We start from the raw sequence: 15,669 nt of genomic DNA, 5'->3' as shown, positions 1-15,669 counted from the left end.
CTCGTGATACTGCGATTAGAGAGGGCGATGAGCCAATCTAAGTAAATCGGTATTATGACTACAGAAACAATTTCACTGATCAAATCTAGCATCAAAAGCATCCAAGACTACCCAAAGCCAGGCATTCTATTTCGTGATGTGACGAGCCTTCTTGAAGACGCAAAAGCATACCAAGCGACGATCAACTTACTTGTTGAACGTTACAAAGATATGGGCTTTACCAAGGTTGTGGGTACGGAAGCTCGTGGCTTTTTATTTGGTGCGCCTTTAGCGCTTGAGCTAGGTGTTGGTTTTGTACCAGTGCGTAAACCAGGCAAGCTACCACGTCCTACTGTTGCTCAATCTTATGAGCTTGAATACGGCGTTGATACACTGGAAATCCATACAGATGCCATCGTTGAAGGCGACAAAGTACTGGTTGTCGACGATTTATTGGCAACGGGCGGTACTATTGAAGCGACGACTAAGCTGATTCGCCAACTGGGCGGTGAAGTTGAGCACGCTGCGTTCGTTATCAACCTACCAGAAATCGGTGGTGATAAACGTTTAGAAGCACTAGGTCTAAACGTATACAGCATTTGCGATTTTGAAGGACATTAATACATTCAATGAGTTATTTAGCTTTAGCGCGAAAATGGCGTCCTAATCAGTTTGACCAAGTTGTCGGACAAAAACATGTCCTGACGGCGTTGGAAAACGCACTGGCGCAAAACCGTTTACACCATGCTTATCTGTTCAGCGGGACTCGTGGTGTGGGTAAAACGAGTATCGGTAGGTTGTTTGCCAAAGGCTTGAACTGCGAAACCGGTATTACCGCGACACCTTGTGGTAAGTGCGATACTTGTCGTGAAATTGATGAAGGTCGCTTTGTCGATCTTCTTGAAATCGATGCGGCATCACGTACTAAAGTTGAAGACACTCGCGAACTGTTAGACAACGTTCAATACAAACCTGCTCGTGGACGGTTTAAAGTGTACCTCATCGATGAGGTACACATGCTATCGCGTCACTCTTTCAATGCGTTGTTGAAAACCCTGGAAGAGCCGCCAGAGTATGTGAAGTTCTTACTCGCGACAACCGATCCACAAAAGCTGCCAGTTACTATATTGTCGCGTTGTCTACAGTTCCATCTCAAACCGATCAGCGTTGATGATATTCATCAGCAACTCGACTACATTTTGGGTCAAGAGCAAGTATCGGCAGAACCAAAAGCACTGGGTATGATTTCACATGCTGCAGATGGCAGTATGCGTGATGCTCTCAGCTTGACCGATCAAGCAATTGCTTTAGGTAACGGTGCGGTGCAAACTGATATTGTCAGCCACATGTTGGGGGCGATTGATACCGACCAAGCGATTCACTTGCTGGAGTCAATCAGCAGCAAGCAACCTCAACAAGCCATGGATAAAATCCAGCAATTAGCAGCAAATGGTGTTGAGTGGGATGGTTTGTTGCAGCAAGTCGCAACACAGCTTCATCGAATTGCGATGTATCAAGCGCTGCCAGCGTCGCTAGACCGAGCGCTGCCAGATGCAGAAAAAATCGAATTGTTGAGTAAAGCACTAAGCCCGCAAGATGTGCAGCTTTACTATCAAATTGCATTGAAAGGTCGTGAAGATTTGACCCTCTCTCCAAATGGGCGAGTCGGTCTGGAAATGATTGTGCTGCGTATGATGGCGTTCCGCCCATCAAATAACAGTGGGGCAAATGTTGTTTCCAGTAACTGCGAACCAGCTTCAGCCCCAGTTCAAAGTGCCAGTCAACCAAAGACTGCACCAGCTCAGACAGTAGCTGCTCCCCGAGCTCAGCAGCCGAGTCCAGCGCAAAGCACACCACAAGTGGCGCCTCAACCTTCATCCAATTCGCAACCTGAGTATCACGCGAGTGGATATGAGACGGTTCCGCCACAGTATGATATGGCGCCGCCGATGAGCGAAAACCCAGCGCCGCAGCATGAAACGCCACCTCAACAAGTGCAAGAGAGCGTTTCAACACCGGCGCGCGGCGGTCTAAGCGGTTTACGTCACCAATTACGTTCTCAGCGTCAAGGCCTACAACAGAACACTCCTCAAAATGGTGGCTCAAAAAAGTCTAAAGCGGCATCTGCACAACCAGAATCGGTTATCGACCGAGTAGCGCAATTGCATGGCAATTCCGCGCAGGTGTCGCCAAACTCAGCTCCGAAGTCGACGGAGCCACAAGTTGAGGAAGCGTATCGCTGGCGTCCAAGTAAGCCTGTTGAGACAAAAGTGAATACAAAACTGACACCTACGCAGCTCAAGCAGGCACTTGAGCATGAGAAAACGCCTGAAATGGCACAAAAGCTCATCGATGAATCGTTAGAACATAATGAATGGGCGAAGCTAATCAGTTTAATGGAGATCCCTAAGCTGGTAGAGCAACTTGCGCTAAACTCTCATTATAGTAAGGAAGGAACAACCGTTTCGTTACTATTGAGAAGCAGCCAAGCTCATTTGAATACTGATAGAGCTCAAGCCGAATTGCTTAAAGCACTTAATACCGTGTTAGGTGAAGAGTGCCACATGAGCATCGAAATAGGGGAGAGTGGAGAAACACCACTTGAACTGAGAGATAGGCTCTACCAAGAGAAATTACAGCAAGCGCTGAACAGTTTAGAAAACGATCCAAATGTTCAATTTATTGAACGTCGTTTTGCTGCAGAGCTTGATAAAGATAGTGTGCGCCCTATCTAATAATCGAATGGAATGGGGTTGAAAACCCAAAGGTATAACCCCATTAATTGATGCAACACCTCATTAAACCAGAGAGATAAACATGTTTGGTAAAGGCGGTATGGGCAACCTAATGAAGCAAGCCCAGCAAATGCAAGATCGCATGCAAAAGCTTCAAGAAGAAATCGCGAATATGGAAGTAACTGGCGAGTCTGGTGCTGGCCTAGTTAAAGTTACTATCACTGGTAGTCACAGCGTACGTCGTGTTGACATCGATGAAAGTTTGATGGAAGACGACAAAGAAATGCTTGAAGATTTGATCGCTGCGGCGTTCAACGATGCGGCCCGTCGTGTTGAAGAAACTCAAAAAGAGAAAATGGCTTCTGTAACTGGCGGTATGCAACTACCACCAGGTATGAAAATGCCATTCTAATCTGCTGATATTTAATTAAGCGGACTTTTAATGCGTACCAGTCATATGCTGGAGCAATTGATGGAGGCCTTACGTTGTCTACCTGGGGTTGGTCCCAAGTCGGCGCAGCGTATGGCCTTTCATTTGTTACAGCGCGATAGAAAAGGCGGTTTGCAACTTGCAGATGCGCTTAGCCAGGCAATGACAGAAATCGGTCATTGTACTGAGTGTCGAACCTTCACCGAAGAAGAAGTCTGTCATATTTGTACTAACCCAAAACGCCAAGAAAATGGTCAAATTTGTGTGGTAGAAAGCCCGGCAGACATTGCTGCAGTCGAAGCAACGGGCCAGTATTCTGGTCGATACTTTGTTCTTATGGGACATTTGTCACCACTAGACGGTATTGGTCCAAGTGATATTGGATTGGATGTGCTGGATTACCGCTTACGTCGCGGTGATATAGCCGAAGTGATTTTGGCAACAAACCCGACGGTTGAAGGCGAAGCCACTGCACATTACATCGCAGAGCTATGTAAAGAACACCAAGTTGATGCCAGCCGCATCGCGCATGGTGTGCCTGTCGGTGGAGAACTTGAGCTTGTTGATGGCACGACGTTGTCACACTCGCTGTTAGGTCGACACAGAATTTAATAAAAAGCCGCTGAATTCAGCGGCTTTTTTGATCTTGTGAGTTGGGAACGATTAATCGTTCGATTCTTTACCAAGAAGGTTTTTGTAGATGACTGCACCAAGTACACCACCCAAAATAGGCGCAACCCAGAACAGCCATAATTGAGAAACTGCCCAGTCACCCACATACATTGCGACTGCTGTACTACTAGCCGGGTTTACTGAGGTATTTGTGACAGGAATGCTGATCAGGTGAATAAGAGTCAGACACAAACCAATCGCAATAGGTGCAAAACCTTGAGGTGCACGTTTGTCTGTCGCCCCCATGATTACGATAAGGAACATCATCGTCATTACAACTTCAGAAACTAGCGCAGCAAGCATGGAGTACTGACCCGGCGAGTGTTCACCATAACCATTGGCGGCAAAGCCAGAACCCACAACATCGAATCCAGCTTGTCCTGTCGCGATGACATAAAGAATGCCACCAGCGATCAGCCCGCCGAGCACTTGTGCGATGATGTAAGGCGCAACGTCTTTTGTCTCAAAACGACCGCCAGCCCAAAGACCAACCGTCACTGCCGGGTTCAAGTGACAACCTGAAATATGACCGATTGCAAATGCCATGGTTAAAACGGTTAAACCAAAGGCCAGAGCAACGCCCAGCAGACCAATACCCACGTCTGGGAAACCTGCAGCCAACACTGCGCTACCGCAACCGCCTAATACTAGCCAGAACGTACCAAAAGCCTCTGCTAAATACTTGTTCATGTTATTTCCTAATTTCTACTTAAATGACCCGCTGAACATAGTCGAGAATTGTCAATTAAGTGTGAGGGAGGTCTCGTAAAGACTGCAAATAGGACGGTATGTGGCAAGAGTTCTCAAGGATGAGAGAAAAGCAAGGAGAGGAGAGGTTGAATCTTAAGGTTGCCTTGGCCATCACTACCTGAGTAACAGCCAAGGCAAAGTAGGTTTTAGCTAAATGCGACGAAAGGTGATACGCACAACAAAATACCAGTCGCAATAATCAAGTAAAGCGACGCGCCTTTGTATTTGTGTAAAGAAGGCACTTGGTAGACAAGGTAAGCTGGAATCAAACAGCCAATCAAACCAAAGATAGGGCTACATACTGATGTAAAGCTCAGAACTGGTAGATTCAATACAATTGCACCCCACGCCATGAGAATCGCAAAGAGAATGATTCCCTTGGTGACCAAGTCTTTGTTGATTTTCTCTTCAGGCATGACCTTTTTTAGAGCCAGCATCGCTAGACCTTGGCAAGAATCGCGGAAACCTAAGTACACGCCAAAAAACGCAGTCATTACTGAGAAAATATTCAGCATCAAACTCATTAGTTTTAGCGTCGTGCCGTCCATACCTTGCGCAACCATCGCAAGAGCAGAGATGTTCTCTTCTGCTGCTTTAACCGCTTGTTCATGTGACATCGCAAGCGTAAAGGAAATCGCGTAGAAGAAGACGGTCACAAACAAGATACCGAAAGCAATTTTCATTGCGCGCATGGCTTTAAAGCGAGCAACCTCAATCGATTTTTCTTTTGAGCGGTACGAGATCACCATTGGGCTCAAGCTTTGAATGAAGAGAATAGACGTTAGAGTAAACGGCAGTAGCTCAATTGCATCTTTCAAACCAGCGCCTGTTTCTGGAATTGCACCGACATTCGCTACATCCCATTTTTCGATCATCATGACGCCAAGTAATGCAACGGTACAAAGTTTAATTAGTACAAGACCAGTACTGACCTTAAACAAAATCTTTTCACCACGAGATGCAATAGCGACCAGCGCGCACACTAAAGCCAGACCATATAGCGGGTTTTCAGACAATAAACCTTCCGTGATGCCAAAACTATGTAGGAAAGATGCCGAGTCATTGTTGATAGCTGTTGAGTAAACAAAGACCCAAATCACCAACATGATGAAGTAGAGCACACCTAATAACGCCCCCCATTTGTTACCAAGGTAACCGGAAATGACGCCAGCGTAATCTTGGCACTTTGGTGAACTTGAGAGAGTGTTGATGAAAAGGCGTTGGAACAAGTACATCGCTGGGTAGCCGATCACGGCAGAGGCCAAGAATACCCAAAGGCCCAGTACGCCTACTTTTACTGGTAAAAAGACAATACCGGCACCGATTGCCATGCCGATACTCATGATCACCCATCCCCAGTCTGTGCTATCAAACTTGATCGCGGCTTTCCACTCGTCTAGGGCCATGCCTGCTTTTACGTGCGGTGGCTCTTTACCGATAGGTAAGGTTTGTGTAGGTGCTGTCACGCTCATTTTATTGTTTCTCTTGTTAGTATGAATTTTTCTCAAATTTAATTGAGAAAATGTATATCACCAATTTTTTTGTGGAAAATTCAGATAAATTTGAGATCCTGGCGAGGAAGTTCAAATAAATTGGAGTTTTTAACGAGTTTTGTGATCTGATCTAGTTGTTTGATTCATATTTAATTGAAAAAATAACGCTAATACGGAAGTTGAATTAGAAACTTCTTAATAAAAAATAAAATTTATGTGAGGATTTAAAAATGAAAAAATTGATTTCATCTGAACACGCGCCTGCTGCTATCGGACCTTATTCACATGGCACTAGCTATGGCGATTTGATTTTTACTTCTGGCCAATTACCCGTTGATAAGGCAACAGGAAAAGTCGTTGAAGGCGGCATCAGTGCACAAAGTCATCAATCTCTTACTAACTTGAAGCACGTTTTAGAGGCTGGTGGTGGCAGTATCGATACTGTTTTAAAAACAACGTGTTACCTATCGAATATTAATGACTTTGCCGAGTTTAACAAGGTCTACGCAGAGTTTTTCCAACAAGATTGTCCGGCACGCAGTTGCTTCGCAGTGAAAGATTTGCCTCTTGGCGTGTTAATTGAAGTCGAAGCGATTGCTCATAAAAAGTAATACGGAGAACAGAGCATGAACCAGCAATGGACACAATATATCCAAATCATTAAGCAAGTTGTGAAACCTGCATTAGGATGTACAGAACCCATTGCTGCTGCGTACGCGGCAGCAGTTGCTAGAAAAGAGTTAGGCACATCCGATATTGATGCGATAGAGGTGCGTGTTTCAGACAACCTATTTAAAAACTCGATGGGTGTTTTCGTACCCGGAACGGGCAAGATAGGCCTCAAAATTGCCGCCTCAGTTGGTGCATTAGCCGGTGACCCAACAGCAGAACTGGAAGTGTTGGCTCGGATTAATGAGCAGGATGTCGCTGCTGCGCAACAATTGATAGATGAAGAGCGGGTAACTGTAGCGCGCATGGATACGCAAGAATTCATTTATTGCAGCGTAACGCTCACCTCTGGTGACGATGTTGTTTCGGTCACGATCAGTGGCGGTCACACCAACATTCTCCAAATCATGCGTAATGGCGACTTGATTTTTGATGCACCACCACAGCAACGCGTTGCAACCGCTTCCGTTTGTGAAGGTGTGGATATTTCGATCAAACAAATCTATGAGTTTGCCACTCAAGCGCCTTTTGAAGAGATCAAATTCATTCTCCAAGCAGCAGAGCTTAATACCTTGTTGGCTCAAGAGGGGATCGACCGAGGTTACGGCCTAGAAATTGGACGCACGCTAAAAGGCAACATCGAGCAAGGCTTATTAGGCAATGACTTAATGAGTCGCATACAAATGATGACATCCGCGGCGTCTGATGCTCGCATGGGAGGGGCGACGTTGCCAGCCATGAGCAATTTCGGCAGTGGGAACCAAGGTATTGCCGCTACAATGCCAGTTGTAGTTGCGGCAGAAGTATTCCAAAACGACGAAGAACAGTTGGCTCGTGCGTTGATCATGAGCCATTTAGGGGCTATTTACATCAAATCTTATTACCCACCGTTATCCGCATTTTGTGGTAACACTGTTACCAGTGCGGCAGCTTCTATGGCGCTGGTGTATTTAGCTGGTGGTACATTCGAGCAATCATGCTACGCCATTCAAAACGTCATCAGCGACAGTTCAGGCATGGTGTGCGATGGTGCGAAGTCCTCTTGTGCGATGAAAGTGTGTACTTCGTCGACAACGGCGGTGCGCTCATATTTGATGGCGATGGGTAACCACAGTGTTAAGAATCAAGGTATAGTAGGCGAAGAAGTTGAGCAAACGATAAGAAATGTTGGCTCAATGGTTCGTTTCGGTATGCCGTATACTGACAAATCTATTATCGATATTATGTCGGCCTAACCTCCAGTTTTTGCTAAGGGAAGTAACATTGCTACTAAAGAAACTCACCAAGAGTGATCTCGATATTTTGAACTCTATGAAAAACGTCGTGGATGGCATTGCACGTATGTATGGTGAACACACTGAAGTGGTTCTCCACAGCTTAGATGCCGAAGCGCCGGAAATCATCAAAATCGCAAATGGGCACGTGACGGAACGCAGTGAAGGTGCCCCAATTACCAACTTAGCGAGAATGAAGTTAAGAGAGGGCAAGGACGTTTCTGATTCGTACCTGACGAAAACGTCGAACGGAAAGACCTTGCACTCCATTACGACAATTGTCAGAAATCCAAAAAACAAACCGATTGGTTTGCTGTGTATCAACGTGGATATGGATGCACCGATGCAGGCATTTTTAAAGGCAATGCTGCCTCAGCAACACACCGAGTGTTGTGTTGGTGGTGCTCGCTCACCAGAAACGTTTGCGCGTAATATTGATGAAACCATCATCAGTACGATAGAAACCGTGCAAACAGAAGTGTGGGAAAATGAAGCCATTGCGCCTTCTAAACGCAACCGTGAACTGGTGACGCGACTGCATGGCCTAGGCATTTTTAAATACAAAGACGCTGTTTTAATGGTTGCAAACCATCTTGGTATATCGCGCGATACCATCTACTTGTATTTGCGAGAGCTTGGGAACGACTAAACGGGTGCTCTGAATAGATTAAGTAAGTTGCTCTAGCTCAGTGATGTTGTCGAGCGCTTCTTGGTTGGTTTTGCCACACACAACCGGACACGGCTTAAAATCGTGACAAACTTTAGGGCGCTCAGGCTTACCAAACAGCTTACACAAATTGTCATCGTTGAGTTGCACGCAACGAACACCTGCTGGTTTGCCCATGGGCATTCCAGGTATCGGTGAAGAGATACTTGGCGCAATACAGCAAGCTCCGCACCCTAATCGACAATCCATAATGTAAACCTCTTAAAAATTGAGGGGGCAATTATGGTCATTTTGACGTGGATTGGAAGAGTCGCTTAAGAAAAAATAAAAAGGAGCACCCAATAGAGTGCTCCTTTTTGCTTTTAAACCGTTGTGATCATCTCAAGAAGCGGTTGTAAACAAACAGCAGAATAAATGCGCCTAGCGTTGCGGTGATTATGCTACCGATATTTACGCCAGTTGCCCCGCCGAAACCCAGAATACCGCCAAGAAAGCCGCCGACAAACGCCCCAGCAATACCGAGTAGCATTGTCGCAATCCAGCCACCCCCATCTTTTCCTGGCATGAGCCATTTTGCGAGTGCACCGGCGATTAAGCCCAAAATAATCCAAGAAATAATACCCATGAAAACTCCTTAATGCCTTCTTGATCAATTGAGTAATGGAAACTCGTTTAAGGATAGAACAGTAAAGCGAAAGTAGTTGAATATCTCTACTGTTATGTGTGAATGATTCGAGATCTTCTCAAAACTTGAACTTTTGCGTCGAGAGGGGTATAAATCGCCCCCTAAATTCCCTTGGTGAGACCTGAAGTATGAGCACTCCATTTTGGCAAAGTAAATCGTTAGAGCAGATGACAGAAGAGGAATGGGAATCTCTCTGTGATGGTTGTGGTAAATGTTGCCTGCATAAGCTAATGGACGAAGATACCGACGAAATCTATTACACCAATGTGGCCTGTAGCTGGCTAAATAGCAAAACGTGTTCTTGTAAGGATTACCCAAATCGTTTTACTTCGGGTGAAGAGTGCACCAAGCTGACGCGCGAAGACATCGACGATTTTACTTGGCTGCCGCATACGTGCGCTTACCGCCTGTTGGCTGAAAAGCAGCCTTTACCAGAATGGCATCCGTTGATTACGGGCTCGAAATCTGCGATGCACGCGGCGGGCGAAAGTGTCCGCAATAAAGTGGTATACGAGATTGATGTGGTGGATTGGGAAGACCACATTCTGAATCACCCCAATCGCCAGTAGTTAAATGTACACAAGCCTTTCATCTAATAATGAAAGGCTTGTTTGTTATTGGGTTTCTCAACTTTGACGCCCAACTAACGAAATGCTGCTCAGTTTATTATTTAGTGTTGTAAACTTAGGTATATAATTTCAAGGCTTTACACTTCCATTCTTGGTCGTTTTGATCAGAACTGTTCCCTAAGAGGTAAACATGACGTTTCATTTCCCCCAGAAAATACGCCTGACATCTTGGGTGGCATTATTCGCGCTCATCCTCGGTATGATGGCGCCGATGGTCATCAATGCGAAAGATATTCAGGATACGCCAGAGCCCTCTGCTGCCGAAACTTCTATTGATAACTTGAATCGAGAAATTGTGGATTTATCCCAAGGTCTCTCGCAAGCGAGTGGTGATGAGCGCGACGCGCTTCAACTGCAGCTGTTCCAAAAAAATGAAGAGTTAAGAAGTCAGTTAGCATCAGCGATTGAACGTGAAACTATCCCTCGCGACAAATTGATCTCCTTGGTTAAAAAGCAGGAAAAATACTCTGAGGACGCCACAAACTATCTGTCGGAAAAAATAAAGAAAGTCGTTGAAGATTTAAATAAAGCCAAGGATGAAGAGAAACTTGCTCTTGTTAATGATTACCGAGAGTTACAGCATTACCTCGATGTCAGCTTCGATTCAAGTTGGCAAAACCTTGCTTGGCTGAAAGAGTTAGGGGCTCAAAATGAGCGCGCAGAAGCGGAACTAAAGGATAAAGTTGATAAACGCATGCGTTTGCTGTCTGCCTCAATTGAGTACTTGAGTCAGCAAAGTGAGATCATCGGCTCTCAACTTTCGTCAAGCCCTGAATCGGAAAAAGCGTCACTGCAGCTAAGTCAGCTTATTACTAAGCAAAGACTGAATATTGCGACGGAAAGCCTACGCAGTTTAATTTCGATTGGCGATAAAGTCGGTTTAGAAACGTCCGAATATAAACGCCAAATTTTCGAAGTGACAGGGAATATCACCCACGATTTACTGAATACCAAAGTAGTGTGGTCAATACTGAGCCATTGGTCCAACTCGGCACTAGACTGGTTTGCCGAAAATGCGCCACAGCACATTTTCCAGTTGTTTGTATTTGCGCTGATTTTATTGATAGCTCGTGGGCTTGCGAAGTTAACGCGCAAAGTGGTCAGCAAGGCGGTTTCTTCGAAAAACTTAAAACTCTCACACTTGATGCAGGACTTCTTTATCTCAATGTCCGGCAAATTCGTGTGGGTGATTGGTATCATGGTGGGCCTATCTCAGCTCGGATTGAACCTAGCACCGATCCTAACCGGTTTTGGTATTGCTGGTGTGATTATCGGCTTCGCCTTACAAGACACCTTGTCCAACTTCGCGGCGGGTATGATGTTGCTTATTTACCGCCCATTTGATGTTGGTGACTTTGTGTATGCTGGTGGCGTGGATGGTAAGGTAAGCCATATGAGCTTGGTGAACACCACAATCCGTACGTTTGATAACCAAATTATTATTGTACCTAACAGTAAAATTTGGGGAGATGTCATTAAGAACGTCACACACGAGCGCATTCGCCGTGTGGATATGGTGTTTGGCATTGGCTATGCGGATGACTTGCTGAAAGCCGAGTCAGTGCTGTCTGATATCATTACTTCTCACCCTGCAGTACTTCGTACACCAGAGCCGATGATCAAAGTGCATACGTTAAACACATCATCTGTAGACTTTATTGTTCGTCCTTGGGTAAAAACTGATGATTATTGGGACGTGTATTGGGATGTAACAAAAGAAGTGAAACTGCGCTTTGACCGAGAAGGCATTTCGATTCCTTTCCCACAACAAGATGTGCATTTGCACATGGTAGAGAAGCAAGACGCGTAATCACAGCCACAACAGTACGAAAAGGCACTCTAGTAAAGAGTGCCTTTTTATTTGCATTAAGCGGTGTTTTTACAGTTCGTTAAAGAACGCCAATTTCGGTTCGCATTCTAACAAGTTGTCGATTTGGCTAATCAAAAGAGAAAAGTGTTCTGTTTTACCATGAAGATCGAACGCTTGTTGGTCTTTAAATTGCTCTTGAAAAACGAAGTGGCACGCATTGTCTTTATCTTGGAATAACTGATAACGAACACAACCTTCCTCATTGCGAGTGGGTTCAAGTGCTCGGGTGAGCACTGCTTTCAGTTCTTGTTCTTTTCCTGGTTGTGCGTGAAAGGTAGCAGTCAAGTGAATCATGATGTTTACTCTTTTTGTTATAGGTAACGCCCTTGGCGTTGTAAGAACTCAATTTTGTAACCATCAGGATCAGTCACAAAAAAGAACGTTGCCAAATGCTTTTGTTGGTGATCAAAAGCTTTGATGTCACCCGCTTCAATACCGAGAGATTTAATGCGTTTGTGAGTTTGTTCGATGTCCTCTACGCTGACAGCAAGGTGACCGTAGCCTGAGCCGTGAGTGTAAGGCTCAGTTTGATCGTGATTGTGTGTTAGCTCTAATTCAAAGCCAGTTTCTTCGTTGGCTAGATAGGTCAGAGAAAAACCATCAAAGATGTATTGGTCTTTGATTTCTAGCTCAAGTACGTCGCGGTAAAATTGTAGAGAACGGTCCAGATCGCAGACTCGGATCATGGTGTGAATCATTTTTGTCATGGGTACTCCTTGATAGTCCGCATAGGTTAGCGAGTTCAAAAGGAGTCTGGGTAGTACTCTAGTACGACAAATTAGAACATGCTCAATGGCTTACAACTCTGTTGCATAGCCTATGAGGGTTATTGGTAGGTTGGTCAGAGGTTGGTTGTTATTAAGTGTTTAGTTGTGTCAGTGCTTGACGAATCGTCTCTTTAGGCTGGCGAGCGTAAGTGAGACAGGCGCAGCGGAGTAGGGAGGCAAAGTTGTTTACTTCACCATTGTATTCGAGTGCTTCTTGATAGACCGTACTAATAAACTTAGGAACAGTCATGTTTTGAGCGTTAGCAATTTCCTCAAGAATCGTCCAAAAGCTTGCTTCAAGTTTTACACTTGTGGCGTGACCATCAATACGGATAGAGCGGGTGATGAACTGGTAGTTGTCTTGGGGCTGCTTAGCAAATATTTCGCACATTTTCTTCATTCATATAATCAAAGACCTATAATTATTGAGGTTTATTGTTTAAAACGTCAACTATTTTCATGCATAAAAAAACGCTCCCTTACGAGAGCGTTTGAACATCACGAGTCGTGAAGTAAGTGCAAGCCGATTATTTGATTTGTTGCTTTAAGTACTCACCTAACTGAGAGTGGTGCATGATTTTTGATACCGGAAGGATAGTTTCTGCCGGCCCCCAAGCAAATACGTTGACTGGGGTATGCGTATGAGTACCCGTTCCCCATACTGTGTTTTGCTTTGTTGCATGCTCACGAGCTAGCAAGTTGCCACGGTCGTTGTAAGGAAAGAACGCATCAAAGTCATTGATTGTAGGAACGTTCTCTTCGCTTAAATATTTGTGTCCAGCGAGTCGGTATGGATTTGGTTTACTTGCTAATACGCGTTCTGCTTGCTCAGGCGTAATCGAAAAATCGCTATTTGCGTTCACGATTTCCGCAAACTTCTCTGGTGTTTGAGCTTTCTTATCAAGCGCTTGGAATTCGCTGATCATACCGTAGTAGCTTTTCTTTTGGTTGTATAAACCATCAAGGATCTCGAACTGACCAAAGTTGAAGTTTGGCGCGTAATCTTGATTTTTGAATGCTTCGCCGTCGCGTTTTTGCGGTTTAGGCAAGTTTGCTGATGAGTAACTAAAGCCGAAAGAACCAGTCTCGTGATCTGCGGTAACAATGATCAGTGTGTCATCACGGCCTTTTGCCCACTCATAAACCGAGTCTACCGCTTCGTCGAACTTAAGCATTTCATGCAGCATCGTACCCGCATCGTTACTGTGGCCAGCCCAGTCAATTTGACCGCCTTCAACCATCAAGAAAAAGCCGTCTTTGTCTTTTGAAAGGATGTCGATTGCTTTGGTGGTCATTTCTTTCAGCGATGGCTGCGTACGTTTTGGATCGTTTTTGCTTTGACTGTAGGCAATACCATCGTTCATGCCCGAGTAAGCAAAAAGTCCAAGTAATTTGTCACCTTTAGCTTGTGTGAGCATATCGCGGCTGAAAGCCAGGTTGTAACCTTGGTCTTGCGCCTCAGTAAGCAAGTTGCGCTCATCTTTACGTTTCGACTTTAGGTAGACATTACCTTCAGTGAGCTTTTCAAGTTGCTCGTATGTCTCTCCCTTGTCGTTTGTCGACTTTGGAATCCAATGACGAAGTCCGCCAGACATCATCACGTCAACGCCAGTTTCTAGCATGTCCGCCGCAATACTGTTTTCTAGAGAACGGTGTGGTTGATGAGCGGCAAATGCGGCTGGCGTTGCATGAGTCATACGTGTATCAGAGACGAGACCCGTAGCCTTACCTTTGCTTTTGGCTTTTTCCAAAATGGTTTCAACGTGGTTGCCTTGGCTATCAATGCCAATGACTTCAGAAGCGGTAGGTATTCCTGTTGCTAGCATCGTTGCGGAGCACGCAGAGTCGACGACAATCGCGTCTTCTGGATTAGTCAGTGAAGAGCCAATGACACCTTCTTGAGCGAGTTTATACAAAGCGGTAGTTTCGCCTTTGTAAATCGAGTTAGGTGCGTGTTTGGCGTAGGTCTCTAGTAGACCAACTTGTTGAGGCCCCATGCCATCGCCGATCATCAGAATAACGTTTTTGATTTCGGCCGAGAGTGCATTAAAAGAGAGGGTTGATGCTGCCACTGCGGTAACGATTGGAGATACTAAGCGCTTCATTATATTTTCCTTGTTTATTGAAAGCGCTGGCATTAAAACAATGATTTATGACGATTTTGTGTCGGTAATAAAAGTTTAACTAAATTGTCGTCTTTGCTTGGGTTTGTAGAAAAAGTGAATCAACCTCTAACGTTTGTGAATTTAGAAAGAAGAAAGCCCACAAACGTGGGCTTGGATTACGCTTAGGAGTTGAAAGCATGGACTAAAGTTATCCATTCAGTGCCTTCACAAGAAACCTAGTTTAGGGAGCAATAAACGAGTATGCGTTCTAAGGTCATAAGAGCGGTCGAATTGAGGAGTATATAACCTACGTTTACGACATATCGTTCTTTGACGTATCAAATTATGGGCTGCAGTTAGTGATTTATTCAAATAGGATTTATTGTCGTAACGATTATTAGACCAACGCTAATATGATGCCACCGACAGTGAGGGCCGCAGAAAGGTATTGACCCGCAGAATATGAGCCATCCTCTTCTTTCTCGATTTTATCAGGGTGATCCATGCCAAGCGCACCATGCGTGAAAGATTCGACCTTTTCACCAACAGATTTATCTTCTGCTTCTATTTTCTTGCTGTCGTGCTCGATTTGCTGCAGAGCGGCAAGGAGCGCTTTGCCCTCCGTAGACAGTGTCACCTTATTGTGTTCGACTTTTAGCGGCGAAGCGTTGCCTTCCTCTTGTGCAATACTTGTTTGCTTAGAGGCGACAGATTGTTTGGCATAGCTATTAACAGAAGTGCTTCCTACTGGATTCATCGAATACTCCTTGGAACATCGACACTCGTTCACTGAGTGCGGGTAAAAAGCAGTTATATTACTATCGGCGGCAAAGTCTATTTCTGAAGCTATTTGGATAAAAACAGGTCTGCTTTTGCCGCTTCTGGTTTCTATTCGTGATCATTAGCAAAAAATAGACCAGCAGTAAGCAGACCGTTGTCACTCT

The 15,669-nt window shown here is 45.0% G+C and carries 18 protein-coding genes; 9 read left to right on the top strand and 9 right to left on the bottom strand.

Going from position 1 to position 15,669, the window contains the following annotated elements; genetic code table 11:
* The first annotated feature begins 54 nt into the window (after positions 1 to 54).
* The 4 genes from apt (at position 55) to recR (ending at position 3,756) form a co-directional block, all read left to right on the top strand.
* Positions 55 to 600, top strand: a complete 546-nt coding sequence (gene apt / locus B7360_RS05125) for an adenine phosphoribosyltransferase (RefSeq protein ID WP_005380615.1) — start codon at positions 55 to 57, stop codon at positions 598 to 600.
* 8 nt (positions 601 to 608) lie between these two features.
* A complete protein-coding gene (gene dnaX / locus B7360_RS05120) occupies positions 609 to 2,714 on the top strand; it encodes a DNA polymerase III subunit gamma/tau (RefSeq protein ID WP_085342865.1) in 2,106 nt (701 codons plus the stop codon).
* 82 nt (positions 2,715 to 2,796) lie between these two features.
* On the top strand, positions 2,797 to 3,126 hold the full coding sequence (locus tag B7360_RS05115) for a YbaB/EbfC family nucleoid-associated protein (protein ID WP_005380618.1): 330 nt from the start codon (positions 2,797 to 2,799) through the stop codon (positions 3,124 to 3,126).
* Positions 3,127 to 3,156: 30 nt separating this feature from the next.
* Positions 3,157 to 3,756: a recombination mediator RecR gene (gene recR, locus B7360_RS05110; protein WP_031780610.1), complete on the top strand. Its 600-nt coding sequence runs from the start codon at positions 3,157 to 3,159 to the stop codon at positions 3,754 to 3,756.
* A gap of 51 nt (positions 3,757 to 3,807) precedes the next feature.
* Here the strand turns inward: recR and aqpZ are convergent, their stop codons facing one another.
* Positions 3,808 to 4,506: an aquaporin Z gene (gene aqpZ / locus B7360_RS05105; protein ID WP_085342864.1), complete on the bottom strand. Its 699-nt coding sequence runs from the start codon at positions 4,504 to 4,506 to the stop codon at positions 3,808 to 3,810.
* A 206-nt stretch (positions 4,507 to 4,712) separates the two neighbouring features.
* Complete coding sequence (locus B7360_RS05100; protein ID WP_048625843.1) at positions 4,713 to 5,972, bottom strand: amino acid permease; 1,260 nt, start codon at positions 5,970 to 5,972, stop codon at positions 4,713 to 4,715.
* 317 nt (positions 5,973 to 6,289) lie between these two features.
* Here B7360_RS05100 and B7360_RS05095 point away from each other — a divergent pair, with 317 nt between their 5' ends.
* From B7360_RS05095 to B7360_RS05085, 3 genes are read left to right on the top strand one after another with little or no spacing between them, the layout of a single operon-like run.
* Positions 6,290 to 6,670: a RidA family protein gene (locus tag B7360_RS05095; RefSeq protein WP_005397224.1), complete on the top strand. Its 381-nt coding sequence runs from the start codon at positions 6,290 to 6,292 to the stop codon at positions 6,668 to 6,670.
* A 15-nt stretch (positions 6,671 to 6,685) separates the two neighbouring features.
* Positions 6,686 to 7,963: a serine dehydratase subunit alpha family protein gene (locus B7360_RS05090; protein WP_085342863.1), complete on the top strand. Its 1,278-nt coding sequence runs from the start codon at positions 6,686 to 6,688 to the stop codon at positions 7,961 to 7,963.
* Positions 7,964 to 7,991: 28 nt separating this feature from the next.
* Positions 7,992 to 8,651, top strand: a complete 660-nt coding sequence (locus B7360_RS05085; protein ID WP_005397228.1) for a transcriptional regulator — start codon at positions 7,992 to 7,994, stop codon at positions 8,649 to 8,651.
* Positions 8,652 to 8,669: 18 nt separating this feature from the next.
* Here the strand turns inward: B7360_RS05085 and B7360_RS05080 are convergent, their stop codons facing one another.
* Together B7360_RS05080 and B7360_RS05075 are read right to left on the bottom strand one after the other, a co-directional pair.
* Positions 8,670 to 8,918, bottom strand: coding sequence for a YkgJ family cysteine cluster protein (locus B7360_RS05080; RefSeq protein WP_017447809.1), 249 nt, complete (start codon positions 8,916 to 8,918; stop codon positions 8,670 to 8,672).
* Positions 8,919 to 9,045: 127 nt separating this feature from the next.
* Positions 9,046 to 9,294, bottom strand: a complete 249-nt coding sequence (locus tag B7360_RS05075) for a GlsB/YeaQ/YmgE family stress response membrane protein (RefSeq protein WP_005397239.1) — start codon at positions 9,292 to 9,294, stop codon at positions 9,046 to 9,048.
* A 188-nt stretch (positions 9,295 to 9,482) separates the two neighbouring features.
* Between B7360_RS05075 and B7360_RS05070 the strand changes: the two genes are divergently transcribed.
* Complete coding sequence (locus B7360_RS05070) at positions 9,483 to 9,923, top strand: YcgN family cysteine cluster protein (protein ID WP_065645037.1); 441 nt, start codon at positions 9,483 to 9,485, stop codon at positions 9,921 to 9,923.
* Positions 9,924 to 10,194: 271 nt separating this feature from the next.
* Positions 10,195 to 11,793 (top strand): mechanosensitive ion channel domain-containing protein, encoded by a 1,599-nt coding sequence (locus B7360_RS05065; protein ID WP_371343602.1) that lies wholly within the window; start codon positions 10,195 to 10,197, stop codon positions 11,791 to 11,793.
* 69 nt (positions 11,794 to 11,862) lie between these two features.
* Here B7360_RS05065 and B7360_RS05060 read toward each other — a convergent pair whose 3' ends face one another.
* The 5 genes from B7360_RS05060 to B7360_RS05040 all read right to left on the bottom strand — a co-directional run bounded on the left by B7360_RS05060 (position 11,863) and on the right by B7360_RS05040 (position 15,482).
* Positions 11,863 to 12,147, bottom strand: a complete 285-nt coding sequence (locus B7360_RS05060; RefSeq protein ID WP_065645039.1) for a putative quinol monooxygenase — start codon at positions 12,145 to 12,147, stop codon at positions 11,863 to 11,865.
* A 17-nt stretch (positions 12,148 to 12,164) separates the two neighbouring features.
* Complete coding sequence (locus tag B7360_RS05055) at positions 12,165 to 12,560, bottom strand: VOC family protein (RefSeq protein ID WP_054868006.1); 396 nt, start codon at positions 12,558 to 12,560, stop codon at positions 12,165 to 12,167.
* A 151-nt stretch (positions 12,561 to 12,711) separates the two neighbouring features.
* A complete protein-coding gene (locus B7360_RS05050; RefSeq protein ID WP_031780613.1) occupies positions 12,712 to 13,011 on the bottom strand; it encodes a ribbon-helix-helix domain-containing protein in 300 nt (99 codons plus the stop codon).
* Positions 13,012 to 13,147: 136 nt separating this feature from the next.
* Entirely contained in the window at positions 13,148 to 14,725 is a 1,578-nt protein-coding gene (locus tag B7360_RS05045; protein WP_085342861.1) for an alkaline phosphatase, read from the bottom strand.
* 397 nt (positions 14,726 to 15,122) lie between these two features.
* On the bottom strand, positions 15,123 to 15,482 hold the full coding sequence (locus tag B7360_RS05040; protein ID WP_046874507.1) for a hypothetical protein: 360 nt from the start codon (positions 15,480 to 15,482) through the stop codon (positions 15,123 to 15,125).
* Positions 15,483 to 15,669 lie beyond the last annotated feature (187 nt).

Source organism: Vibrio sp. ArtGut-C1 (assembly GCF_002105475.1).
GTDB lineage: Bacteria > Pseudomonadota > Gammaproteobacteria > Enterobacterales > Vibrionaceae > Vibrio > Vibrio diabolicus.
The sequence above is the reverse complement of the archived record's forward strand: the minus strand, read 5'-3'. Positions and strand labels throughout refer to the sequence as shown.